General features: G+C 52.6%; 1 protein-coding gene. It reads left to right on the top strand.

What is annotated here, in order from left to right:
• Positions 1-15: 15 nt before the first annotated feature.
• Positions 16-288: a hypothetical protein gene (locus PPL9_RS17800; protein ID WP_057463957.1), complete on the top strand. Its 273-nt coding sequence runs from the start codon at positions 16-18 to the stop codon at positions 286-288.
• The last annotated feature ends 197 nt before the right edge of the window (positions 289-485 follow it).

Consider the following 485-nt stretch of genomic DNA (forward strand, 5'->3'; position numbering starts at 1 on the left):
ACAGAGGGATTGAATATGGTCGACTCCGCATGCGCATGCAGCGCCACAAACACTCTTCAAAATGAAATTGACGAAGTCCAGATCGTCGTCTCTGATCTTCAGAACCTCGCGTACATGCAACAGCTTGTACTCAGCGAGCGCGTGAAGAACAGCTGCGAGCGGGATGCTTTGCTCACTTTGCACCATGCTTTATGTGACCGCCTGGAGGCACTGAAAAAGTCCTGCGGATTATTGGAGCGGGTCGCCCTTCCGCAGCCGGTCAACACCAATGTTGTGTCTCTGGATTAACGCACTGTGACAGGTGCTCGGGCGGTGTCACACGCACCCCGTGTTCACTGCCACAGGGAAGCCTCCACACCAAGGCCTCCAACCTCAGGTGAAAGGCACATGTCAATGCTGGGTCAAATTTCCCCAAAAGTGCTGGACCAAATTTCCCCAGTTTGAGGTTTGGTGACCAGCCTTTTTTTAGGTCTAGTTCTCCTTTT

The organism is Pseudovibrio sp. POLY-S9, from assembly GCF_001431305.1.
GTDB lineage: Bacteria > Pseudomonadota > Alphaproteobacteria > Rhizobiales > Stappiaceae > Pseudovibrio.